Source organism: Pyxidicoccus caerfyrddinensis, from assembly GCF_010894405.1.
Classification (GTDB): domain Bacteria; phylum Myxococcota; class Myxococcia; order Myxococcales; family Myxococcaceae; genus Myxococcus; species Myxococcus caerfyrddinensis.
Genome location: NZ_JAAIYA010000024.1, coordinates 89,050 through 108,413, shown reverse-complemented (window position 1 = coordinate 108,413; position 19,364 = coordinate 89,050). Strand labels below are relative to the sequence as shown.

The window sequence follows — 19,364 nt, the reverse complement described above, 5'->3', positions numbered from 1 at the left end:
CGACGGTGCCCTCGAGGTCATCGCCATGCAGACAGACTCGCGTGCATCTTCCAGCGTCATCGTGGACCCTTCCGCCGATGTGTTGATCGGCCAGGTGCTGCACGGCCGCTTCAAGGTGCTGGAGCCGCTGGGCGCCGGCGGCATGGGGCGGGTGTACCGGGCGCTGCAGCTCCCGCTGGAGCGCGTGGTGGCGCTCAAGGTGCTGAGCCCCGCCTTCTCCACGGCGCTGGACCCGGACTTCCAGCGCCGCTTCCTCCTGGAGGCGAGCGTCACCGCGAAGCTGCGCCACCCCAACACCGTCACCGTCATCGACTACGGCAAGACGGACGACGGCACGTTCTACATCGCCATGGAGCTGCTGGAGGGCCGCACGCTGGCGGAGCACCTCGCCTCCGGCCCGCTGCCCTGGGCGCGCGCGGTGGACATCGCGCAGGGCATCTGCCGCTCGCTGCGCGAGGCGCACCGGCTGGGCGTGGTGCACAGAGACCTCAAGCCCGCCAACGTCATGCTGGTGGCGGAGGAGGGCGGCCGGGAGCGCGAGCACGTGAAGGTGCTGGACTTCGGCCTGGTGAAGTCCTTCGTCGCGCGGGAGGGCCGCCTGGACGTGCCGGAAATCACCCAGGGCGGCACCTTCCTCGGCTCGCCCACGTACCTGGCGCCGGAGCAGGCGCGCAACGTGGCGGACGCGAGGAGCGACATCTACTCGCTGGGCGTGCTGCTCTTCCACGCGCTGGTGGGACGGCCTCCCTTCGTGTCGACGGACACGCTGGAACTCATCTTCGCGCACCACAAGGAGGCGCCCCCGTCCTTGCGCGCGCTGCGCCCGGACCTGGCCATCCCCGAGGCGGTGGAGGCCGTGGTGCGCCGCTGTCTGGAGAAGCTCCCCGAGCAGCGCTACGCCACGATGGACGAGGTGCTGGACGCGCTGCACGGAGCCTCCGGACAGGCGGGGAGTGGCCCTGTCAGCTCTCCGCACGCCGCGCTGTCCACCGCGCCCCACGCTCAGCAGCAGGGCACCATGGTGCTGGACATCAGCGTGGACGAGGACGCCGTGCGCCGGCCTCGCCGTGCCGTGCCGTGGGTGGGCGCGGGCCTGGTGGCGCTGCTGGGCCTCGGGGCGGGCGTGTACCTGCTGGGCGCGCGCGGTGCTCCCGCCCCGGTGGCGCCCGGGGTGCCGGTGGCCGCCGCGCCCGTAACCCCCGCGCCCGTGCCCGTCGCGCCGGCCGCCGCCGGGGCGCCCCGTGCTCCCGTGCGCTTCCGCGTCTCCAGCGAGCCAGTGGGAGCGCGTGTCTTCTGGAGGGGACAGGAGCGCGGCGTGACGCCGCTGCTCCTGGAGGTGTCCCCCGGGGCGGATGGCGTGGCCACCGTGGAGCTGACCTTCGTGCTGGAGGGTTACGCGACGGACCGCGTGGTGGCGGGCGGCTCGGGAGAGGTGCACTTCACCCAGCGGCTGCAGCGCCAGCGTGGAGGAGGAAGCCGGCCCGCCGTGGCCGTGGCGGCCTCCCCCGCGGCCGCGCCCGGCGACGGGGCCCTGAGCGCGCCGGAGCTGCTGAGCGCCCCGACGCTCCTGGAGGCGCCCGCTCCGGTGGCGCGGCCCGCCGCCGTGGTGCCGGCGCGGCCCTCGGGGCCCATCAACCTTCCGGAGGACGCGAAGCCACCGGTGGAGCTGGCCTCCAACGTGCCGCCCGAGTTCCCCCAGTCCGCACGCGCCGCCGGACGGGAGGGACAGGTCATCCTCAAGGTCGTCGTCACCGAGACGGGCCAGGTGCGCGACGTCGGCGTCCTCCGGGGTGAGGAGCCCTTCGTCTCCGCGGCGGTGCGCGCGGTGGGCACCTGGCGCTACCAGCCGGCCCTGCTGGAGGGCCGGCCCATCGCCGTCTACCGCGTGGTGAAGGTGCCCTTCCGCCTGCGCTGAAGGGCCACCCGTGCTCAGTTCGTCGCGCTGGCCTGCTTGAGGTACTGGTCCAGGAAGGCGCGCGTGCGCGAGTAGGCCTCGATTTCGTTCTTCTTCTTGGTGAAGCCGTGGCCCTCGTCGGGGAAGACGACGTACTCGACGGGGACCTTGTTCTTCTTCACGGCCTGGACGATTTCGTCCGACTCCACCTTCAGCACGCGCGGGTCATTGGCGCCCTGGATGACGAGCAGCGGCTTGCGAATCTTGTCCGCGTGGAAGAGGGGCGACGCGGCGCGGAGCATCTCCTCCTGCGTCTCCGGGTTGCCCATCTCCTGGTAGAGCGCCTCGCGGAAGGACTCCCAGTAGGGCGGCACGTTCTTCAGCGTGCGCAGCCAGTTGGACACGCCGAAGATGTCCACGCCCACGTTGAAGCTGTCCGGGTGGAAGGCCAGCGCCGCCAGCGTCATGTAGCCGCCGTAGCTGCCGCCGATGATGCCGATGCGCGAGGCGTCCACGTACGGCAGGCTGGCGAGGTACTTCTTCGCCTCCAGGCAGTCCTGGAGCGGCTCCTTGCCGTGCTTCTGGTCGTCCGCCGTGAAGAACGTCTTGCCGTACCCGGAGCTGCCGCGGTTGTTGATGCCCAGCACCACGTAGCCGTGGTTGACGATGTACTGCATGAAGGGGTTGTAGCCCTTGCGCGTCTGCCCACCCGGGCCGCCGTGCACCCAGACGAGCGCGGGCAGCTTGTTCTCCGGCGTGGCCTGGTGCGGCTTGTAGAGGATGTTTGGAATCTCCAGCCCGTCGAAGGACTTGAAGCGCACCACCTGCGAGTCCACCAGGTCCTTCGGGTCGATTTCGGGGTTGAGCGAGTCCGTCAGCCGCGTGAGCTTCTTCGTGCCGAAGTCGTAGACGTACAGGTCCGTGGGCGCGCGGTCGCCCTTCACGAAGAAGGTCATGCGCTTCTCGCTGCGGGCCACCACCACGCCGGTGAGGTCGCCCTCGGGCAGCGGGGGCAGGGCGAGCGGCTTGCCCGCCTTCACGTCGTGGATGCGGATGACGGTGCGGGCGTCCTCGTTGATGCCGGTGACGCGCCACGCGCCGTTGCGCGAGAAGGCCGTATACATGACGTCCCAGTCCGCCTTCTCCACCTCCTCCAGCTTCCCGGTGGCCAGCACGTAGCGCACCACGCGGGTGAACTCGGAGCCCTCGTCGGTGAGCAGGTACAGCGCGGAGGAGTCCGGCGCGAAGGTGGCCGTCTTCCAGGCCGCGCTGCCCTTGTGCGGCGTCAGGTGCTTCAGCTCCTTCGTGGCGACGTTGTAGAGGTGGACGTCGGTGTCGGCCGTGGTGCGGGACTTGTCGAGCGCCACCCACTTCTCGTCCGGGGACACGTCGCCCACGTCGTAGCCGCCGTCGTTCTGGAAGAGCAGGGTGCGCGCGTACGTCTTCGCGTCGTGGCGGTACAGGTCCATGAAGCGCTCATCGCGCTCGTTGCTGTAGACGTAGAAGCCGGACTCGTCATGGCTCCACGCGAGGAAGCCGGCGCGGTGCTTGTCGCCCGGCGTCAGGTCCTTCTCCTTGCCGTCCGGCGTGCGGACGTAGAGGTGCGTCAGCTCATTGCCGCCCTGGTCCCTCTCGAAGAGGATGCGCTCGTCCTTCGGGAAGTAGCCCACGGCCCAGGTGCTCTCCGTCGTGGAGCGCGTGAGCTGCGTGGGCTTGCCGCCCGCCACCGGCACGGAGAAGACGTTGTAGATGCCCGTCTGGTTGGACGAGAAGAGCACCCGCTTCTCGTCCGGGGAGAAGGACGCGCCCCGCACATTGGTCGTCTTCATGAACTGCTCGACGGTGTACTGCTTCGACGGGCGCGCGGTGGGCTTCGCGACGGGCGCCTTCGCGGGGGCGGCGGGCGGCGTCTGCGGCGCGGCCAGCGCCAGGGTGGGAACGAGCGCCGCGGCGGCGAGCGCTCGGGACAGGTTGGACCAGGGTGACATGGGAATCTCCGGGAGGAGGTGGGGGGACGGCTCAGTTCGCCGGCCGAGCCGTCGCGGGGGGCTGCTTGAGGTACGTGTCCAGGAAGGTGCGGATGCGGGTGGAGCTCTCCAGCTCGCTCTTCTTGCTGCTGAAGCCATGGCCCTCGTCCGGGAGGACCAGGTAGTCGACGGGGACGTTGTTCTTCTTCACGGCTGAGACCATCTGGTCCGACTGCGCCTTGAGTACCTTCGGGTCATTGGCGCCCTGGATGACGAGCAGCGGCTTGCGAATCTTGTACGCATGGGTGAGGGGAGAGATTGCACGCAGCTGCTCCGCGTCCTTCTCCGGGTCACCCAGCTCCTGGTACATCGCCTGGCGGAAGGACTCCCAGTACGGGGGGATGTTCTTCAGCATGCTCACCCAGTCGGACGGGCCGAAGGCGTCCACGCCCACGTCGAAGGTGTCCGGGTGGAAGGCCAGCGCGGCCAGCGCCATGTAGCCGCCGTAGCTGGCGCCCAGGACGCCCACGCGGGCGCCGTCCACGTACGGCAGGCCGGTGAGGTACTTCTTCGCCTCCACGACGTCGCGGAGCGGCTCCTTGCCGTGCTTCCGGTCATCCGCCGTGACGAAGGTCTTGCCGTAGCCGGAGCTGCCTCGGTTGTTGGGCGCGAACACCACGTAGCCCGCGTTGACGAGATACTGGATGAAGCTGATGTAGCCCCGGTACGCCTGGTCGCCGGGGCCGCCGTGGACCCAGACGACCGCGGGCAGCTTGTGCTCCGGCGTGGCCTGGAGCGGCTTGTAGAGGATGCCCGGAATCTCCAGCCCGTCGAAGGACGCGTAGCGGACCACCTCGGCGACCACGAGGTCGTTCGCGTCGATGGAAGGGCTGAGCGTGTCCGTCAGCCGCCGGGTCTTCTTCGTGCCGAAGTCATGGACGTAGAGGTTGTTGGGGGCGCGGTCATCCGTCAGCTGGAAGGCCATGCGCTTGCCACTCCGGGCCAGCTCCACGTCGGAGATGCTGCCCTCGGGAAGCTTCAGGGCCACCGGCCTGCCCGCCTTCACGTCGTGGACCCGGAGCAGGGCGCGGCCGTGCTCGTTGATGCCGGTGACGCGCCAGGCGCCGTCGCGCGAGAAGGCCGTGGACGTGATGTCCCAGTCCGCCTTCTCCACCTCTTCCCGCTTCCCGGTGGCCAGCACGTAGCGCACCACGCGGGTGAACTCGGAGCCCTCGTTGGTGAGCAGGTACAGCGCGGAGGAGTCCGGCGCGAAGGTGGCCGTCTTCCAGCTGGCGTCGCCCTGGTGCGGGGTGAGGTGCTTCACCTCCTGGGTGCCGAAGTCATACAGGTGCACGTCGCTGTCGGAGAGGGAGCGGGACTTCTCCAGGGAGAGTCGCTTGCCGTCCGGGGACACCTTGCCCAGGTCGAAGCCGCCGTCGTTCTGGAAGACGAGGGTGGACGCGTACATCTTCGCGTCGTGGCGGTACAGGTCCATGAAGCGCTCGTCGCGCGCGTTGCTGGAGACGTAGAAGGCGGAGCCGTCCTGGCTCCAGCCCTGGAAGCCGGCGCGCACCTTGTCGCCGGGGGTGATGTCCTGCTCCTTGCCGTCCGGCGTGCGGACGTAGAGGTGGGTCAGCCCGTTGCCCGCCTGGTCTCGCGTGAAGAGGACGCGCTCGTCCTTCGGGAAGTAGCCCACGGCGAAGGTGGCGTCCGTGGTGGAGCGGGTGAGCTGCGTCGGCTTGCCGCCCGCCACCGGCACGGAGAAGACGTTGAACACGCCCGTCTGGTTGGACGTGAAGAGCACCCGCTTCTCGTCGGGGGAGAAGGACGCGCCGAACACGTCCGTCGTCTCCATGAACTGCTCGATGGTGTACTGCTTCGACGGACGCGTGACGGGCGGCGCTGCCCATACCAGGGTGGGGAACAGCGCCAGGAGGGTGAGTGCGCGGGACACGGCCTGCCAGGACGGCATGAGCTCTCCAGAAGGTGGGGCCAGGAAGGGCCGCGAATCTGGCGCAACGGCTCACGCAAGGCGAGGTTCTCGACACTCCCCGTCACGCGGGAATGGCCGGGCTGTCATTCCGAAAGCCTGACGGTGGAAAAGGTTTCACCCGCGCTGTGAAGGCCCGGTGCAACCGTGCGGAAGCACTGGGCCACTGTGTGGCACGGCGTACGCAGTTCCCACTCCTCGAAGCATGCCGTGGGGGTGGGTCGTGCGGCGCATGCGGTTGGGGGAGCTGCTACTTCACCTGGGACTGGTGACGCGGGAGCAATTGGACGCGGCGCTGGCGTACCACTCGCGGTGGCACTGCCGGCTGGGCGAGGCGCTGGTGCACCTGCGGCTGCTCACGCCGGAGCAGGTGCAGCGAGCGCTGTCCAGCCAGCTCAGGGTGCCCTTCGTCCGGGGCGAGCAGATGGAGAAGGTGCCGGCCGCGGTGGTGAGGAGCGTCCCGGCGGGCGTGCTGACGCGGCTGAGGGTGTGCCCGCTGCGCGTGGAACGCCAGGGCTCGCGCGGCATCCTGTATGTGGCCACCGACCAGCCAGAGAACCTGCCTGCCCTGGACGAGCTGTCCTTCATCACGAATTTCACCGTACGCCCGGTGCTCGCCCTGCCGGACGACATCGAGCGGACGCTGCGCCACCATGGCCTGTTTGGCGCGCGGGGCATCGTCCCCCTCGAGCTGGCGCCCGACGACGGGCCCGCCCTGGAAATCACTCGGGGAGGTGAGCTCTAGCCCCAACCTGCCTGCCTTCCTGGAGTGAGCCACCAGGGCCGCGCCCGTCCGGTCGCCTGAAATGCGGGGCGGGCGAGGGCCGTCTCTTGGGGAAGTGAAAGCCATCCCCTTCCGCGTTGTGTTGGCGATGCACGATTCCCAGACCACTCCCACCAGCACCGCCCCGAACCTGCTCCCTGTCCAGCGCAACCAGCTGGTCGTCCCGGTGCCCGAGGATTCGTTCCGGGAAGCCTTCGAGGAGGCGAGGGAGTGGCTCGACAACGTCCACGAGCGGATGCTGGGGGGCCCGGACGAGGTGCTGCGGCAGAACATGCACTCGCTGCACCTGGGCCTCATCACCCTGCGGCGGCGGTGGAGCCCGGAGCAGTGGCGGCGCTTCTGCAAGGAGACGGCGAAGAAGCACCCGCTGCGGCCCTTCCTGCACCAGTGCCCCTTCACGCGCCGCGCGTTCGAGCGCCCCCGCGGGTACGCCGGGGACGCGGTCCTCATCGACTACCTCTACATGGACCGGGCCGCGGACGAGCTGCACGCGGGGCGTGAAATCTACAAGTACATGCACCAGCAACCCAGCTCGCTCAGCGTCCGCGAGCGGAAGCTGCTGCTGGCGCGGGCCATCGACGAGACGGCCGAGCGCGTCCCCGGCGGCGCGCGCATCCTCTCCGTGGCGTGCGGCCACCTGCGCGAGGCGGAGTCCTCGCGCGCGGTGGCCGAGCACCGCGTGGGCGAGCTCATCGCCTTCGACCAGGACCCGCTGAGCCTGGCGGAGATTTCCCACCACAACCCGCTCGACGTGGTGAAGCCGGTGTGCGGCTCGGTGCGCGCGCTGCTGTCCGGCAAGACGAAGTTCCAGGACATGGACTTCGTCTACTCGGCGGGCCTCTACGACTACCTCTCGGACGCGGTGGCCACGCGCCTCACCGGGCTCCTGTTCGGCATGCTGCGCTCGGGCGGGCGGATGCTGGTGGCCAACTTCGCCATGTACCCGCCGGAGACGGGCTACATGGAGGCCTTCATGGACTGGTGGCTCATCTACCGCGACGAGGACGGCATGCGCGCGCTGCTGGGCGAGGTGCCCCTGGACCAGCTCGCCTCCGTGCGCCTGTACCGGGACAGCCAGGACAATGTCATCTACCTGGAGCTGACGCGGCGCTGACGCGCGCGCGGCACGCGGATTTCAGTGCACCGGCCCCGAGCGGGGCAGGGTGACGGTGAAGGTGGAGCCCTGGCCCGGGGTGCTCTCCACGTCGATGGTGCCGCCCAGGGCCTGGACGATTTCGCGCACAATCCACAGGCCCAGGCCGAAGCCGCCGTAGTGGCGCACGGACACCGCGCGCTCGAAGCGCTCGAAGATGCGCTCGCGGTCCTCCTCGGCGATTCCGATGCCGAAGTCGCTCACCTTCAGCCGGATGACGCCGTCGCTCTCCTCCAGGTCGATGTCGATGGGCTTGCCCGCGCCATACTTCATGGCGTTGGCCAGCAGGTTGCCCACCACCTGCTCCAGCCGCATGGCGTCCCAGCGGCCCACCATGGCGGGCGCGGAGGTGTGCAGGCGCGCGGGGCACTCGGCACGGGTGAGCGCCTCGCGGCTGCGCTCGAGCTGGCCCTTCACCAGGGCCACCAGGTCCACGTCCTCCAGCTTGATGTGGAGCTGGCCCTGGGCGATGCGGGAGATGTCCAGCAAGTCATTCACCAGCCGCCCCAGCCGCTGCGTCTGCGAGTAGGCGGACTCCAGCTTGGCGCCGAGCTTCTCCGGAGCCAGCGGCTTCTGCGTGCCCGCGCGCACCTGGGACTGGAGCCCCTGGATGTGGAGCTGCAGGGAGGTGAGCGGCGTCTTCAGCTCGTGCGCGGCGATGGAGAGGAAGTCGTCGCGCCGGCGAACCGCCTCCTGCTCGGCGCGGTACAGGCGGCCCTGCTCCTCGGAGAGGGCGGCGATGCGGGCGAAGTTCTCCGCGTTCTCCAGGGCGGCGCCCGCCAGCACGGTGACGAACTCCGCCAGCCGCTCCTCGTCCTCGCCGAACAGCGCGCCCACCTGCCGGTGGCTCGCCACCACGCAGGCCACCGTCTTGCCGCGCACCTGGATGGGCGCGCACAGGAGCGAGCGCACCCCGAGCAGCTCCATGCTCTCGCTCACCCCGCCGGGCAGCCCCTGGCCCATGACGGCGATGCGGCCCGTCTCCAGCGTGCGGGCCAGCGCGGTGCGGCTGACGCCCTGGGCCTGCAGTTCCTCGTCGGGCAGGAGGACCTGCGGGTCCAGCACCACGCAGTGCTCGGCGCGCAAGAGCTCCAGCATGGACTGGCGCACGGCCTCGATGACGGCCTCGCGCGACAGGGCCGAGGCCAGGCGACGGCCTGCCTCCAGCACGCGCGGGAAGCGGTCCACCAGCGACAGCGTGCCCACGCCGCCGTTGTCGCGCTCGGCCTCGGGGGTGACGCCCTCCCCCAGGGCCTCCAGCTCGCGGGTGGCCTCCGCCACGTCCTCCACGGCGCCGGGCCAGTCCAGCGCCCGCCCCAGCTCGCCGCGCGCCTTGAGTGTCAGCGCGCGCTCCTCGCGCATCTCCTGGGCCTCGGCCACGCGCAGGGACTGCTCCAGGAAGCGGCGCGCGCGCCGGGGGTGGCCGCGCATGGCGGCCAGCAGGCCCCGCTCGCGCAGCGCGTGGGGGAGGTTGTTGTGGTACGTGCGGGCCGTCTGGTGGGCGCGCTTCGCCACCGCGTCCGCGCGCTCCAGCAGCGCGTCGCGGCGGGCGGGGTGCAGGCAGGAGGTGCCCTCGGCGAGCTGGCGCAGCGCGGTGGCTAGCCAGGGGGCAATCGGGGCCACGTACTCCTGCCGCAGGTGGGCTTCATCGACGAGCCGCTCGGCGCGCTCCAGCACCTCCACCGCGCCCGCGGCGTCGCCCAGGCGCAACAGGCGGATGGCCTCGGCCTGGAGGACGCCCGCGTAGCTCTGCGGGTCCGGCTGGTCCGGGTTGGTCAGCTCGCCCTCCAGGAGCGAGCCGGGGATGCGGCCTCCAGCGGCCTTGGCCCAGGCCTCCAGGCCCAGCCGCTGCGCGTAGCGGTCTCCCAGCGCCGTCGCCGCCGCGTGCAGCCGCTGGCTGGTCTCCAGCGCCTCCTTGAGGCGGCCCAGCCGGTAGAGGGACATCGCAATCTGGAAGGTGGCGTTGTTCACCTCCCAGGGGTCGCCGGTGCGCTCCAGCAGGCGCACCGCCTCGCGGCACTTCTCGATGCAATCGCGGAAGCGCGACGAGGCGTAGAAGGCCAGCCCGTAGAAGTGCAGCGACTGGCCCTGGCCCCACACGTCGCCCTGCTGCCGGCGCAGCGCGAGCGACTTCTCCGCGTATGCGTACGCGCGGCTGAACCAGGGCAGCGTGGTGAGCGCGGGCGAGTGCGCCGAGTACGCCTGCGCCAGCTCCGGCGTGGGCGGGTAGCGCTCGGCGAGATTCAAGTCACGCAGGTGCGCCCACAGCACGGCCATGCGCCCGCGCCGGTACCAGTAGCCGTAGGCGAGGCGGCTGTAGAGCTGGATGGCCAGCATGTCGTTCTCGCCCTGCTCCAGCGGGCGGCGCGCGAGGAACGCGCGCGGGGCCACGGTGTGGCCCGCCTGCGACAGGATTTCCCACAGCGAGCTGGCGCCGGTGAGCAGGCCGCGCGGAGGCACCCAGCGCCCCAGCAGCTTGAGGCTCTGCTCCAGATACGTGTTGGCCTGGCCGAAGTCTCCCCGCTTGAAGGCCAGCTCCCCCAGCTGGCCGAGGATGCGCGCCTGCTCCTGCCTGTCATGGGCGAGCGACTGGGCGCGCTCGAGCTGCTGCCGCGACTCCTCGTAGCGGCCGCGCAGCATGAGGACGTTGCCCAGGCCGGCGGAGATGCGGAAGCGGGTGCCCGCGTCGGCGCCGGGCGCGCCGCGCTCGGCGATGCGGTAGTTCAGCTCCGCCGTCTCCAGGGCGAAGCGCTGGCGGGCCTGCTCGGCGGCGGCCAGCGCGTAGGGCAGCGCCTGCTGGTACTCGCCCGCGGCGTCGAAGTGGTACGCCAGCTCGAAGGAGTCCTGCGGGACGCTCTTCGCCGCGGCCCGCGCCGCCAGCCGGTGCAGCTCCCGGCGCTCCTGCGGCGTGAGCATGTCCAGCAGCACCTCGCGCAGCTTGTCGTGCACGAAGGTGTAGCGAGAGCCGTCCGCCCACAGCATGTGCCGGCGCCGGGGCTCGTCCAGCGCGCGCACCACGTCCGCGGGGGTGTTGCCGGCCAGTGCCGCCATGCGCCCCAGGTCGAAGGCCTTGCCCAGGATGGCGCCCACGGACATGAGGCGCAGCGCGTCCGGGGGCAGCAGGCGCAGGCGCCGCACGAGGAAGGTGGCGGCCTGGCGCGAGGAGCGCGCGTGCGCCATGGCCTCCGCCTGCACCTGCCAGCCGTCCGGGCCGGGCACCAGCACGCCGTCCTCGACGAGGCCGTGCAGCACGGCGCTGGCCATGAAGGGGTTGCCTTCGGACAGGCGCGTGACGAGGTCGGTGGCCTCGTGCGGGAGCGCGCCGGCCATGGACTCCGCCAGCCGCGTCACGTCCGCGGGGCCGAAGGCGGACAATCTCAGATGCGCGGTGGGGGCCAGCCGCCGCAGCACGTGCGTGGAGGAGATGTCCTCGCTGCGAAAGGAGACGACGACGAGCACCCGGCCTCGGGCCTGGCGGCGCGCGAGCGACCAGCCCTCCAGCGCGCGCAGCGTCAGCTCATCCGCCCACTGGCAGTCGTCCAGTATCACCACCGCGGGCTCGTCCTCGGTGCCCAGCGCGCCCAGCAGCGCGGTGAGGGCCCAGATGCTGCGGCTCTCACCCAGCGACTCCGGCCCCAGGCCCTGGGCCGTGCTCTGGGGCATGGGGCAGAGCGCGGGCTCCAACTGCGGCAGCACCGTGCACAGCCCGGCCTCCTGGCCCGCCAGCCGCTCGCGCAAGAGCTGCGCCAGGGCGGGCCGCTCCTTCATGGCGGTGGCGATTCCCGAGGCCACGCCGGCGAAGAGCTGGAAGGGGCGCTGCGCGGCCTGGTCCAGCGCCTGGCCCTGGAGCACCCAAGCGCGGTGCTGCAGGGCGCGCGCGGAGAACTCCTCCAGCAGGCGGCTCTTGCCGCCGCCGGACTCACCCTCGACCACGACGAGCCGGCCCGGGTCCGTGCGAGTGCGCTCCAATTCGCGCTCCAGCGTCGCCACCTCCTCGTGGCGGCCGACGAAGGAGGGCTCGGTGAGGCTGCGGCGCTGGTCGTGCGCGCCGGTGATGAGCTCCGGCTCCGCTTGCCCGTGCGCGAGCGCCTCCTCGATGTCGCGCAGGTCCGCCAGCGCGGACTCGGCGGACTGGTAGCGGTCCGGCGGGTCCGTCTGGAGGAGGCGCGAGATGAGCTCCTCCAGCGCGCGCGGCACCTCCACGCCCACCGCGCGCAGCCGGGGCCGCGTCGCCAGGTGCTGGCGCAGGACTTCGCCCACGGAGGTGCCGTCGAAGGCGGGACGGCCGGAGAGCGCCTCGAAGAGGACGATGCCCACCGAGTACAGGTCCGACGTGGCCTCCACCGGCCGGTTGAGCAGCCCCGCCTGCTCCGGCGACAGGTAGCGCGCGGTGCCCACGGGTAGGTCCCGTAGGGACGGGTCCAGTCGCTCGCTGCGGGACAGGCCGAAGTCCACCAGGACGGCGTGGGAGAGGGGCTCGCCGGAGACGAGGATGTTGGAGGGCTTCACGTCGCGGTGGAGGACGCCGTGGCGGTGGGCCTCGGCCAGCGCGGTGAGGACGCAGCGGCCCAGGATGAGCGCCTCCGGCACGGAGAGGGGCCCCTCGGACAGGTGCTCCTCCAGTGTCTCGCCCTCCAGCCAGGGCGTCACGAGGTAGAGCAACTCGCCGGAGGTGCCCAGGTGGCGCACGGGGATGATGGTGGAAGAGGCCAGGCGGGAGAGGACGGACGCCTCGTGCTCCAGCCGATGCCGGGCCGCGGGGGCGAGCGCGACGGTGGAGGTCAGCTTGACGACCACGCGCTCGCCGGTCCGCAAGTCATCACCCACCCACGTGGAGATGCCGCGGCCGGTCTTCAGGCGTTGAACCAGCTCGAAGCGGTTCCCCAGACGCCTGCCTGGCTGCGGCTCTCCGGGAGCGGCGCCGGCATATTGGAAGCCCTCAGCCATTCAGTGCCCTCGCCCCCAAACGAATCGCTCCCTGCGATACGGTCGGCCGTGCGTCCCTCCAACAACCTTGGGTGCCGGAATGGACGGTGCCAAGGGGGAGGCAGGCGCACGCCCTCCATGCACCGCCTTGGACATCAACAGTCGTACACGCTTCGCTTCCCACCGGCTCGGCTGGCCAGGTGAAGGTGGCTCGGAGCCCGGGTGAGGGGACGGTGGCTCGCTATGTCTGGCTGCCCTGGGCCGAGGGTGCCCTGGAGTCGGGGAAGAGTGTCTTCACGAAGTCGAGGAACACGCGGACCCGGGAGGGCAGGTGTCGGTTGGGAGGATGGAGCGCGTGGATGGGGCGCTCCTCGCAGGCGTGCGCGTCGAGCACCGTGACGAGCGCGCCCGTGGCCAGCTCGCGCGCCACCATGAAGTCCATCAGCCAGGCGATGCCGAGCCCCATCACCGCGGCATCTCGCAGCGTGGCGCCCTGGCTGACGTGGAAGGCGCCGCGCGGCACGAAGCGGGCGTCCTTGAAGCGCCACTCCCCCGTCACGCCCTGGCGTAGGAAGCCCAGGCACTGGTGCAGGGCCAGGTCCGCGGGAGTCGCCGGTGTGCCGTGGCGCTGCAGGTAGGCGGGGGAGGCCACGGCCATCAGCCGCGCCACCGCCAGCTTGCGCGCCACCAGCCGCGAGTCCGTCAGTTGTCCCATGCGGATGAGCACGTCGGCGCCCTCGGTGATGGGGTCCACCACCTCGTCGCGCAGTGTCAGGTGTAGCTCGACGCCCGGGTACGCCTCGAAGAAGCGGGGCAGGGCCGGGGTGAGCACGAGCTGTCCGATGACCTGGGGCGTCTCCACGCGCAGCAGGCCCGTGGGCCGGCTCCGGGAGCGGGCGAGCGACTCCTTCGCCTCGCCCAGCTCCGCGAGGATGCGCTGGCAGCGGGCGTAGAAGTCTCGACCGTCCTCGGTGAGCCGGAGCGCCCGTGTCGTCCGCTGGAAGAGGCGCACGCCCAGCTCCTCCTCCAGCCGGGCGATGCGCCGGCTCACCGCGGAGGCGGTGATGTTGAGCCTGCGTGCCGCGCGCGTGAAGTCGCCAACCTCCACGGTGCGGACGAAGGCATCGATGTTGGCGAGCGAGTGCATGGACATGCGGGCACGGGATTGATGCGAGGGACGCACGGATGATGTGCCGGAGCCTCGCTCGCACTCAACCGGAGCGCGCGGCACATCCCTCCTCGTGAGTCACGAGGCCCACCGACGGGCCCGTGCACCTGAGGAGGAATGCGTGATGGATACAGTGAAACCGTCGATGTTCCGGGGCGCCGCGGGCCGCTCCGCCGTGGCCTCGCTCGCCGTGCTGCTGCTGACGAGCGTGCACCATGCCTATGGCGCCTTCATCTACCGCACGCCGTGGCGGCTGCACATGGTGGGCGTGGCCGCCGTCACCGCCGCCGTCCTCCTGGGGACGCTCGCCGTGCTGCGCGCGAGGCGCGGAGGATGGGGGGCGTTCGCCCTCTTCGCCCTGACGACGCTCGCGGTGCCTGTCGGGATGATTGGCGTGTTCGAGGGCTTCTACAACCACGTCCTCAAGAACATCTTCTACTTCGGGGGCGCATCTGGGGCCCTGTTGCAGCAGCTCTTCCCGCCGCCGACCTACGAGCTGCCGAACGACTTCTTCTTCGAGCTGACCGGCGTGCTCCAGGTCGTCCCTGCGGTGCTCGCGTTCCGCGCGCTCCTCCACGCCTTCCGTGAGTGGCGACAGGGCGGCGAACAACGGGTGGGCAGCTCCGTTCCGGAGGTGCCGTGACATGCCTTCGCGCAAAGGCCGCATCATCGTCATTGGAGGCTATGGACAGGTCGGCCAGGCGGTGGCCCGGGCGCTGGCTCCTACCTTCCCCGGCCGCGTGGTGGTCGCGGGGCGGAGCCAATCCCGGGCCGAGTCCTTCGCCGCCATGTTGGGCCATGGTGCGAGGGGCCTCCGCTTCGACGTGGACGCGGAGGACGCGGGGGCGCTGCTCGCACAGGCCGCCACGGTGGTGATGTGTCTGGACCCGAGGGGAACGGGCTTCGTCGAGCGCTGCCTCCAGGCCGGGGTGGACTACGTGGATGTGACGGCGAAGCAGGAGTCGCTGGACGCCTTCGAGCGGCTTGACGCGGTGGCGCGCGCCGCGGGTAGCACCGCCGTGCTCAGCGTGGGCGTGGCGCCGGGGATGACGAACCTGCTGGGCGCCTGGGCCGTGTCGGGAATGGAGACTGTGGAGCGACTGGACCTCTTCGTGCTGACGGGTGCGGCCGACGTGCACGGCGCGGCGGCGCTGGAGTGGACGCTGGACAACCTGGCGGTGGACTTCGACGTCTACCGCGACGGCCGTCTCCACCGCGTCCACGGCTTCCGGGAGCGCACCGACGTCCGCTTCCCGGACGAGGCGCGGGCGCGTGGCGCGTGGCGGCTCAACTTCCCCGACCAGCGCACCGTGGCCCGCACGCTGTCGCTCCCCACTGTGTCGACGTGGCTGCGCTTCGAGCCGCCACTGCTCACCTCGCTGGTCGCGCTCGCAGTCCGCCTCGGCGCGGCACGATGGCTGCGCGTCCCTCGCGTGCGTGCTGCGCTCATCGGGCTCGCGAACCGTGTCCAGGCCGGGTCGGAGGTCTGCGCCGTCCTCGCCCGGGCGGAGGGCCTGCTCCCCGGGGGACGGCGCGGGGTGCGGGAGGCCGCGTTCAAAGGCCGACAGGAGGCGGTGCTCACGGGCGAGGTGGCGGCCGAGGTGGCCCGCGAGCTGCTCACCGGACACCGGCCCGGTGGAGTCCTCCACCTGGAGCGCTACACAGAACCCGAGGGCCTGTTGCGGCGCATCGCGGAGCGGTCTCCCGGGGCCCGTCTCTGGGCACCTTCAGAGGCGGGGTGAAGGGGACCTCGGGGCGCGTCCACCGAGTGAACCCTGGGCGGGAAGGGGGCGGCGACTTCGAGCGAGCGAGCATGCTACGAGGGCGCGGGGGCCAACGGCGCGGCGGGGCCTCAGCCCGGAGTCGGCCGCGCTTCCCACCCATCTCCCGGGCGACACCACGAGGACACACCCCATGAAGTTCCTGACCACGCTCGCTGCGGCGCTCGCGCTCGCGCTGCTGCTGAACTCCCCCCAGGCCGAGGCCTCCGACTATCCGCCGGACTACCCGGTCTGCAACGTGAATGACTCGAAGGTGACGGGGCCGTTCGAGGTCATCCGTCACACGTCGAAGCTGCCGGGCCGCTTCGCGACGCTGACGGTGTCCTACCGGGGCTACCTGCGCACGAAGTACCGGGATGACCAGATCAGCATCTTCGTGAAGCTCAACAACCAGTACACGACGCTGCGGGCCAGCGCGGGCACGAATGCCGACGCGTACATCTACCTGAACGCGGGCCCGCGCAACTGCACCAAGTGCATGCGCTACATGAACACGCCGCTGTGCAACGCGCACTTCGCCGCGGGCGGACAGGAGGGCGTGTGGGTGTGCGAGCAGCCCTCCGCCGTCGAGAACAGCATCTTCCTGTACGGCTGGGACCAGTACGGCAACGAGAACGCGTGGGACCTCTACGTGGCCGCCACGGCCAACGGCGAGTGGGACAGCAACACGGGCGCGAACTTCTACGCCCGCCTGCCGGCGCGGACGTCCTGCTGGTAATCCCTTAGGACGTCCTGCTGGTAATCCCTTAGATGGTGTGTCGGGCGAATCGTCACGCTTGACACCCCCGGCCCCCCGGCGGAAAAGCCGGGCCACAGATGGCGGCTCCGCCGTTCCCCCCATGGGCCGCCGGGGAGCCCGGGATTGAAGCTCGCGACGCTCAAGGACGGAACCCGTGACGGCCGGCTCATCGTCGTCAAGCGGGACAACACGGCCTACGCGCTGGCCACCAACGTGGCCCTGACGCTGCAAGCCGCGCTGGACGACTGGGACACGAAGGAGCCGCAGCTGCGCGCGCTGGCCGCGCAGCTCGAGGCGGGCACGGTGCAGAGCCGCCCGCTCGACGTGCGCGCCCTCCACGCCCCGCTGCCCCGCGCCTACGAGTGGATTGACGGCAGCGCCTACCTCAACCACGTCCTGCTGGTGCGCAAGGCCCGCAACGCCGAGCCGCCGCCCACGCTGAAGACGGACCCGCTCGTCTACCAGGGCGGCTCCGGTGACTTCCTCGCGCCCACCGCCGACATCCCCCTGGCCGACGAGGCGTGGGGCCTGGACTTCGAGGGCGAGGTCTGCGCCATCCTCGGCGACACGCCCCAGGGCACGAAGGCCGCCGACGCGGAGAAGCACGTCAAGCTGCTGCTGCTGGCCAACGACGTCTCCCTGCGAAACCTCATCCCCGACGAGCTGGCCAAGGGCTTCGGCTTCTTCCAGAGCAAGCCCGCCACCGCCTTCAGCCCCTTCGCGGTGACGCCGGACGAGTTGGGCGCCGCCTGGCATGACGGCCGCATCCACCTGCGCCTGCAGTCCGTGCTCAACGGCGTGCAGGTGGGCGACACGGACGCCGGCCCGGAGATGCACTTCTCCTTCTTCGACCTCATCCAGCACCTGTGCAAGACGCGCAGCTACACCGCCGGCACCCTCCTCGGCAGCGGCACCGTGTCCAACGCGGACCGCGCGCGCGGCATCTCCTGCCTCGCCGAGCGCCGCATGATTGAGACGATTGAAGAGGGCAAGCCGAAGACGCCCTTCATGAAGCCGGGCGACACCATCGACCTCGAGATGCTGGATGCGGAAGGCAACAGCGTCTTCGGCCGCATCTCCCAGACGGTGCGGAAGGTGCCATGAAGAGCCTGCGCCTCCACAGCTACTGGCGCTCGTCCGCGTCGTGGCGCGTGCGCCTCGGCCTGGCCCTCAAGGGGCTGAAGTACGAGTACGTGCCGGTGAACATCTTGAAGGACGGCGGGCAGCAGCACTCGGAGGCCTACCGGGCGCTCAACCCCATGCGCACCGTGCCCACGCTGGAGTGGACCGAGGACGACGGCACCGCGCGCCGGCTGTCCCAGTCGCTCCCCATCCTGGAGTACGTGGAAGCGCGGCACCCCGCGCCTTCCTTCTTCCCGAAGGACCTCTACCTCCAGGCCCGGGCCCGCATGCTGGCGGAGATGGTGAACTCCGGGATTCAGCCCTTGCAGAACCTGGGCGTGCTGCAACGCATCAAGGGCGAGCTGCACGCCGACGACAAGGCCTGGGCCGCCCATTGGAATGCGCGGGGCCTGGAAGCGTTGGAAGCGGCGGTGAAGCCCACGGCGGGCCGTTACTGTGTGGGGGACGAGGTGTCGCTGGCGGACATCTGCCTCGTGCCCCAACTCTATGGGGCCCGGCGTTTCGCGGTAGACCTGACGCCGTACCCCACGCTGCTTCGCATCGAAGCGGCATGTAACGAGCTTGCCGCCTTCCAGGCGGCCCACCCGGACCGGCAGCCCGACGCGGCACCGGCCTGACACCCGCGGCACCGTGAAGGAGTCACGACATGGCCAGACCTGAATCCCTGGGCATCAAGACGCTGGAGAGCGTCCACTGGTACGTGCATGACCTGGAGCGGAGCCGCACCTTCTACACGAAGGGGTTGGACTTCTCGGAGCTGGGCGTGTCGTCGCCGGAGCTGGACACGAAGGGCCGGCAGAAGTCGGCGGTGTTCCAGGCAGGCGACGTCGTCCTGATGGTGAGCCAGCCGGTGGGCGAGGGGAGCCGCGCCGCCCGCTGGCTGCGCAAGCACCCGGACGGCGTGGGCACGCTCAACTTCGAGGTGGAGGACGCGGAGAAGGCCTTCCGCCTGCTGGACCAGCGGGGGGCCACCTTCATCACCGACATCCTGCGCTTCACGGACGCGCGGGGCGGGAAGCTGGCGATGTTCTCCATCACCACGCCCTTCGGTGACACCACCTTCCGCTTCGTCCAGCGCGACGGCTACAGCGACCTGTATCCGGGTTACATCCGCCACGCGACGCCCCAGGGCGGGAAGAACAAGTACGGCTTCGGCCGCATCGACCACGTCACGTCCAACTTCCAGACGATGCGCCCCATGCTCCTGTGGATGGAGCACGTCATGGGCTTCGAGAAGTTCTGGCACATCGAGTTCCACACCGAGGACGTGGCGGCGAAGGAGAAGCGCGCGCACGGCAGCGGCCTGAAGTCCGAGGTGGTGTGGGACCCGAGGAGCGGCGTGAAGTTCGCCAACAACGAGCCCTACCGGCCCTTCTTCAAGTCCTCGCAAATCAACATCTTCAACGAGGACCACCGGGGCGACGGCGTGCAGCACCTGGCGCTCACCGTGAAGGACATCCTCACCGCGGTGAAGGACATGCGGCAGGCCGCGGGCATCGAGTTCATGCCCACGCCGGGCACGTACTACGACGCGCTGCCCGAGCGCATCCAGAAGCTGGGCATCAAGAAGATTGATGAGGACATCAAGACGCTGAGGGACCTCGAAATCCTCATCGACGGGGACAAGGAGCACAGCTACCTGCTCCAGATTTTCATGAAGGACGCGGCCAGCCTCTACAAGGAGCCGTCGGCGGGTCCGTTCTTCTACGAAATCATCCAGCGCAAGGGTGACCAGGGCTTCGGCGGCGGCAACTTCCGGGCGCTGTTCGAGAGCATCGAGCGCCAGCAGCAGACCGAGGGACGCATCTAGCGTCGCCGC

13 protein-coding genes are annotated in these 19,364 nt (G+C 70.5%); 9 read left to right on the top strand and 4 right to left on the bottom strand.

Annotated features, from left to right (window positions below; all coding sequences use genetic code 11):
* Positions 1 to 25: 25 nt before the first annotated feature.
* On the top strand, positions 26 to 1,915 hold the full coding sequence (locus G4D86_RS40540; protein ID WP_163999658.1) for a TonB family protein: 1,890 nt from the start codon (positions 26 to 28) through the stop codon (positions 1,913 to 1,915).
* A gap of 14 nt (positions 1,916 to 1,929) precedes the next feature.
* Here the strand turns inward: G4D86_RS40540 and G4D86_RS40535 are convergent, their stop codons facing one another.
* Both G4D86_RS40535 and G4D86_RS40530 read right to left on the bottom strand, forming a co-directional pair.
* The gene (locus tag G4D86_RS40535) at positions 1,930 to 3,882 is read right to left on the bottom strand and encodes a S9 family peptidase (protein WP_163999657.1); all 1,953 of its coding nucleotides are present in this window, start codon (positions 3,880 to 3,882) and stop codon (positions 1,930 to 1,932) included.
* Between the two features lie 31 nt (positions 3,883 to 3,913).
* Positions 3,914 to 5,833 carry a S9 family peptidase gene (locus G4D86_RS40530; protein WP_163999656.1) on the bottom strand — a complete coding sequence of 640 codons (1,920 nt, stop codon included), beginning with the start codon at positions 5,831 to 5,833 and terminating at the stop codon, positions 3,914 to 3,916.
* A 250-nt stretch (positions 5,834 to 6,083) separates the two neighbouring features.
* Between G4D86_RS40530 and G4D86_RS40525 the strand changes: the two genes are divergently transcribed.
* Together G4D86_RS40525 and G4D86_RS40520 are read left to right on the top strand one after the other, a co-directional pair.
* Positions 6,084 to 6,596, top strand: a complete 513-nt coding sequence (locus tag G4D86_RS40525) for a GspE/PulE/PilB domain-containing protein (RefSeq protein ID WP_163999655.1) — start codon at positions 6,084 to 6,086, stop codon at positions 6,594 to 6,596.
* A 127-nt stretch (positions 6,597 to 6,723) separates the two neighbouring features.
* On the top strand, positions 6,724 to 7,749 hold the full coding sequence (locus G4D86_RS40520) for a class I SAM-dependent methyltransferase (protein ID WP_240360753.1): 1,026 nt from the start codon (positions 6,724 to 6,726) through the stop codon (positions 7,747 to 7,749).
* A gap of 21 nt (positions 7,750 to 7,770) precedes the next feature.
* On the opposite strand, the gene G4D86_RS40515 is transcribed toward G4D86_RS40520, so the two are convergent.
* Complete coding sequence (locus G4D86_RS40515; RefSeq protein ID WP_163999654.1) at positions 7,771 to 12,735, bottom strand: GAF domain-containing sensor histidine kinase; 4,965 nt, start codon at positions 12,733 to 12,735, stop codon at positions 7,771 to 7,773.
* A gap of 220 nt (positions 12,736 to 12,955) precedes the next feature.
* Positions 12,956 to 13,867 carry a LysR family transcriptional regulator gene (locus G4D86_RS40510; protein WP_275899206.1) on the bottom strand — a complete coding sequence of 304 codons (912 nt, stop codon included), beginning with the start codon at positions 13,865 to 13,867 and terminating at the stop codon, positions 12,956 to 12,958.
* A 139-nt stretch (positions 13,868 to 14,006) separates the two neighbouring features.
* Here G4D86_RS40510 and G4D86_RS40505 point away from each other — a divergent pair, with 139 nt between their 5' ends.
* The 6 genes from G4D86_RS40505 (at position 14,007) to hppD (ending at position 19,355) form a co-directional block, all read left to right on the top strand.
* Positions 14,007 to 14,525 (top strand): hypothetical protein, encoded by a 519-nt coding sequence (locus G4D86_RS40505; protein ID WP_163999653.1) that lies wholly within the window; start codon positions 14,007 to 14,009, stop codon positions 14,523 to 14,525.
* Position 14,526: 1 nt separating this feature from the next.
* Entirely contained in the window at positions 14,527 to 15,624 is a 1,098-nt protein-coding gene (locus tag G4D86_RS40500; RefSeq protein WP_163999652.1) for a saccharopine dehydrogenase family protein, read from the top strand.
* A gap of 172 nt (positions 15,625 to 15,796) precedes the next feature.
* The gene (locus tag G4D86_RS40495) at positions 15,797 to 16,381 is read left to right on the top strand and encodes a hypothetical protein (protein WP_163999651.1); all 585 of its coding nucleotides are present in this window, start codon (positions 15,797 to 15,799) and stop codon (positions 16,379 to 16,381) included.
* Positions 16,382 to 16,525: 144 nt separating this feature from the next.
* A complete protein-coding gene (locus G4D86_RS40490; RefSeq protein WP_163999650.1) occupies positions 16,526 to 17,506 on the top strand; it encodes a fumarylacetoacetate hydrolase family protein in 981 nt (326 codons plus the stop codon).
* Entirely contained in the window at positions 17,503 to 18,162 is a 660-nt protein-coding gene (gene maiA / locus G4D86_RS40485) for a maleylacetoacetate isomerase (RefSeq protein WP_163999649.1), read from the top strand. Before G4D86_RS40490 ends, maiA begins: the two co-directional genes overlap by 4 nt.
* A 29-nt stretch (positions 18,163 to 18,191) precedes the next feature.
* On the top strand, positions 18,192 to 19,355 hold the full coding sequence (hppD, locus tag G4D86_RS40480; protein ID WP_163999648.1) for a 4-hydroxyphenylpyruvate dioxygenase: 1,164 nt from the start codon (positions 18,192 to 18,194) through the stop codon (positions 19,353 to 19,355).
* The last annotated feature ends 9 nt before the right edge of the window (positions 19,356 to 19,364 follow it).